5 protein-coding genes are annotated in these 5,022 nt (G+C 36.1%); all 5 read left to right on the forward strand.

Features of this window, described 5'->3' with window-relative positions; translation table 11 throughout:
* Positions 1-211 precede the first annotated feature (211 nt).
* The 5 genes from mqnE to F3G69_RS07850 are packed head-to-tail and all read left to right on the forward strand — an operon-like array spanning position 212 to position 4,963.
* Positions 212-1,276, forward strand: coding sequence for an aminofutalosine synthase MqnE (mqnE, locus tag F3G69_RS07830; protein WP_149714913.1), 1,065 nt, complete (start codon positions 212-214; stop codon positions 1,274-1,276).
* 12 nt (positions 1,277-1,288) lie between these two features.
* A complete protein-coding gene (locus tag F3G69_RS07835) occupies positions 1,289-2,581 on the forward strand; it encodes an NCS2 family permease (protein WP_149714914.1) in 1,293 nt (430 codons plus the stop codon).
* A gap of 12 nt (positions 2,582-2,593) precedes the next feature.
* Complete coding sequence (locus tag F3G69_RS07840; RefSeq protein ID WP_103600568.1) at positions 2,594-3,034, forward strand: phosphoribosyltransferase; 441 nt, start codon at positions 2,594-2,596, stop codon at positions 3,032-3,034.
* 9 nt (positions 3,035-3,043) lie between these two features.
* A complete protein-coding gene (locus F3G69_RS07845; RefSeq protein ID WP_103600567.1) occupies positions 3,044-4,261 on the forward strand; it encodes a glycosyltransferase family protein in 1,218 nt (405 codons plus the stop codon).
* Positions 4,262-4,963, forward strand: a complete 702-nt coding sequence (locus F3G69_RS07850) for a pilus assembly FimT family protein (protein ID WP_103600566.1) — start codon at positions 4,262-4,264, stop codon at positions 4,961-4,963.
* Positions 4,964-5,022 lie beyond the last annotated feature (59 nt).

Consider the following 5,022-nt stretch of genomic DNA (forward strand, 5'->3'; position numbering starts at 1 on the left):
TTTTTTTGAAAATGTTTTGGTAAATTTGCCTTAAAATCAAGAAATTTCTCTTTGATTTTTAAATAATTATCGCTATTTTTGGTACTTTTATCAGACAGCATTTAATGTTTCCATTGTTAAAAATATCTTGGCAAATGTTACATAATTTTTGCAAAAACAAAGCTTTATTTGCTTATAATGAAGCCTTAAGTTCAGCTTTAGGACGATATAAATAATGAATCTATTACAAAAACTAGAAAGTGGCGAGAGATTAAGCAAACAAGAGGCTTTTTCGCTTTATGAGCTTGATCTTTTTACCTTGGCTAAATTTGCCGATAAAAAACGTAGAAAACTGCATGGCAACAAGGTCTTTTTTAACGTAAATCGCCATATCAATCCAACAAATATATGTGCTGATATCTGTAAATTTTGCGCATTTTCGGCTCACAGAAAAAATCCAAATCCATATTTAATGAGCCACGAAGAAATTTTAAAGATCGTTGATGAGAGCGTGAGCCACGGCGTAAAGGAAATACACATTGTCTCTGCCCACAACGCAAAAAGTGGCTGGCAGTGGTATTTAGAAATTTTTAAAAAGATAAAAGCAGCTCATCCAGACCTCCATGTAAAAGCGATGACGGCAGCTGAGATCGACTTTTTATCAAGGCATTATGGCTTAAGCTATGATGAGGTGATAGAGAAGATGCTTGAATACGGCGTCGATAGCATGCCAGGCGGCGGGGCTGAAATTTTTGATGAAGAGGTCAGGGCTAAAATTTGCAAAGGCAAAGTAAGTAGCGAAAACTGGCTCAAAATCCACAAAATGTGGCATGATAAAGGCAAGCAGAGCAATGCAACGATGCTTTTTGGTCACATAGAAAGCCGCGGTAACAGGATCGATCATATGCTAAGGATTAGAGATTTACAGGATGAAACTGGCGGTTTTAACGCGTTTATCCCGCTTGTCTATCAAAGAGAAAATAACTACTTAAAAGATGTGAAATTTCTAGGATCAGCTGAAATTTTAAAGACTCTGGCGATCTCACGTCTTGTGCTAGATAATGTTCCACATATCAAAGCTTACTGGGCCACTTCGACGCTAAATTTAGCGATGATCGCTCAGGAATTTGGCGCTGATGATCTTGATGGCACGATAGAAAAAGAGAGCATCCAAAGTGCAGCTGGCGCAAATAGCGCAAATGGCGTTACACTAAAGACATTTTGTGATCTCATAAAAACATCTGGTTTTACGCCAGTTGAGCGTGATAGCTTATATAACGAACTTAAAATTTACTAAAAGGAGCTTGGGGTGAAATTTTTTGACTTAGCACAAAATAAAACGAGTGTGAAGCAGGAATTTGGAGCGGGACTTACGACGTTTTTGGCGATGATGTATATCGTGCCGGTAAATGCGATCATTATGAGCAAAACTGGCATGCCTTATGAGGCACTCATCACTGCAACAGCGCTAATTACCATATTTTCTACTGTATTAAATGGTCTTTGGGCGAACACGCCAGTTGCGATGAGCGTTGGTATGGGACTTAATGCTTATTTTACATTTGGTCTTTGCATCGGCATGAAAGTACCTTGGCAAACGGCTCTTGGCGTTGTTTTCTTAAGCGGCGTAATATTTGTCGTCTTGTCTTTTACAAATTTTAGAATGTGGATAATAAGATCTATCCCGCTTGATCTAAGAAGAGCGATAAGCGCTGGCATAGGCACCTTTATCAGCTTTGTGGCATTTCAACAAATGGGCTTTATCGTAAATAGCGACGCAGTTTTGGTTGGCATAGGAAATTTCAAAGATCCAAACGTACTTATTGGTGTTTTGGGATTATTTTTAGTTATTTGCTTTTGGGCGTGGAAGATAAAGGGCGCGTTTATCCTAGCTGTGCTTGCTACTTCAGTGATAGCTTGGGTGCTTGGTATCGCTCCTCATCCAACAGAAATTTTCTCAACTCCGGCTTCTATCTCTCCGATATTTTTAGAGCTTGATATAAAAGGTGCGCTTAGTCTAGCATTGCTTCCAGTTGTTATCACATTTTTTGTGACCGATCTTTTTGACTCTATAGGCACGCTAGCTGGTGTAGGCACGAGGGCTGGAATTTTTGATGAAAACAAAAAAGATGGCGTCGTAAAACTTGAAAAAACTCTTGAAGCCGACGCTATTGCTACGGCGGCTGGCTCACTTGTAGGTGTAAGTACGACTACATCGTTTGTAGAGAGTGCTAGTGGTGTAGAAGAGGGCGGTAGAACCGGTCTAACGGCTGTATTTTGCGGACTTTTGTTTATACTTACACTCTTTATGTTGCCGCTTTTTAAAGCTATCCCTGGCAATGCCATCTATCCGATCCTTGTAATGGTTGGCGTGCTTATGTTTGCTGAGCTTGCTAGTATAAATTTTAAAGATCCAGCCATTGCAGTTGCGACATTTTTTATAGTTGTGCTCATTCCGCTTACTTACTCGATCACAAACGGCCTTGCATTTGGTTTTATGTCATACGTCATAGTTAAACTCATAAAGAGAGAATTTAGCGATATAAATTTAGGCGTAGTCGTGCTAGCGCTCATTAGTTTTATCGTATTTTTAGTGCATTGATAAGGATGAAAGATGATATTTTATAGCTACGATGAATTTGCTGTTGATACTAAAAAGATGGCAAAACAGATAAAAGATGAGTTTGATCCAGATGTGATACTAGCTGTGGCAAGAGGCGGTCTAACGCTTGGCCACTCGCTAGCTGTTGCGCTTAATAATAGAAATTTATTTACCCTAAATTCTATCCATTATGAAGATACAAATAAGCTTGATACGATTAATATCTTTAACGTGCCAGATCTTAGCAAATACACTAAAATTTTGCTCGTCGATGACATCATCGATAGTGGAGAGAGCATGGTCGAGATAAAAAGGGAGCTGCTTAAACGTTATCCAAATTTAGATATAAAAATAGCGACCGTCTTTTATAAAGAGAAGGCTCTGCTTTTGCCAGAATTTAAGGTAAAAGAGGCTCACGATTGGATTGAGTTTTTTTGGGATATACATATTTAAGGAAAATTTTTGCTAGATAAATTTAGAGAATTTGTTGGACATCACGTCGCCTTTAGCGTATTTTTGATATGTTTGATTGATTGCATATTTTTACTTTATACGGCAAATTCTCTTAGCATAAGTTACAGTGAAGCTGAAATTTTTTTTAACAAACAAAATTTTCTTAGCCATGTTTTAAACTTAAGTGTTCAAATTTTTGGTCAAACAGATCTTGCTTTAAGATCCGTGATGATCGCTTTTCATGTCATAAGCGTCATTTTAATGTATAAGATAAGCAAATTTTACATTAAATTAGAGTTTGACAGACTTATTGCGGTATTGCTTTTTATCTTACTTCCTGGCACGCTAGCTTCTGCCCTTATCGTCAATAATGCTGGGCTTTGCGTTATGCTGGCGCTTCTATGTATATACTTTTTTCATGTTAAAAATAAAATTTTATTTGTAACATTTTTTTGTCTTTCTTTTTTTATAGATGGTGATTTTTTGATATTTTACGTAGGATTTTTTATATTTTCACTTTATAAAAGGAAGCCACTGCTTGCCTGGCTAAGTGCTATTTTGTTTTTGCTAACACTTTACTTTTTTGGTTTTGATACAAATGGTAGGCCAAGTGGGCACTTTATCGATACTTTTGGTATCTTTGCCGCTGTGTTTTCGCCATTTATTTTTATCTTTTTTGTCTATACGATTTATAGAATTTGGGTTAAGGAAAAGAAGGATCTTTTATGGTTTATTGCGATTTGCTCGTTTTGCTTTTGTATGATAGTCTCAGTGCGCCAAAGGCTGGAGCTTGAGCAGTTTTTGCCGTTTTGCGTGATCGCAACGCCACTTATGGTAAGAGTATTTTTTAATTCGTATCGTGTAAGATTGCCAAAATTTAGAAAAGGCTATAAAATTTGCACGACCTTAGTGATGCTTTTTTTAGCCTTAAACTGGTCGATGATCGTATTTAATCAAATTTTTTACCTATTTTTAGATAGCCCAACAAAGCATTTTGTCTATAAATTTGATGTTGTAAAAGAGCTTGCTGCTAAATTAAAAGAAGCGGAAATTAAGGATTTATATACTGATAATAAAAAGCTTGCATTAAGACTTAAATTTTACGGTATAGATGTAAGAGATGAGTCTAAAAATTTATTAGTAAGCGCCGATCTAGATGGAAAATCAAAATTTTGCATAGAAAAAATGGAAAAAGTAATCGCAAATTTTAATGTAAGAGGCAGGTAGATGCATAAAAACAAGGGTTTTACTGTTATAGAGCTTATCTTTGTAATCATTGCCGTTGGCATACTTGCAGCAATGATCATACCAAGGCTAGAAATAAACGGAGCTAGGGAGGCAGCCACACAGATGCTAACGCATATAAGGTACGCCCAGCACCTTGCCATGCAAGATGATAAATTTGTACATTCAGAAAATGAAAAATTTTGGTTTAAAATGAGATGGGGGATAGCTATTAATGACACTAGTTTGCAAGAGTGCTCTGTAGATGAGCCTGGGGTTAAATCTTGGAAATATAGTATTTTTTATGATAAAAGAGGTAGTGGTAATAAATTTAGTGGTAACTTAAATTCCAAAGAAGAGGTTGCCATCGATACACAAAAATCAAACAAATTCTTAAGTGCGGGCTGGAGAGGCATTCCACAATCTTATTGCAATAAAATTAATACAGATTTAAATATTGAGAAAAAATATGGCATAAAATCAGTTAAATTTATTGGTAGTTGTGGAAAAGGTAAGACGCAAACCATTGATTTTGACGAATTAGGTAGGCCCATGAGAGTGGTAAGTGTTACTAACAATAAAGGAGCAAAAAGACCTTATTCAAGACTATTAAAAGGTGATTGTAAGATAGTTTTAACAGATAAAAATAATAATGTAGCCTCTATAAATATAGAAAAAAGAAGTGGATACGCATATATAAACTAAACCCTATAAACCTACTAATAAAAATACATACTTTAAAATTTTTAATCGCCAACAATTTT

This window comes from Campylobacter concisus, from assembly GCF_902460625.1.
GTDB lineage: Bacteria > Campylobacterota > Campylobacteria > Campylobacterales > Campylobacteraceae > Campylobacter_A > Campylobacter_A concisus_AD.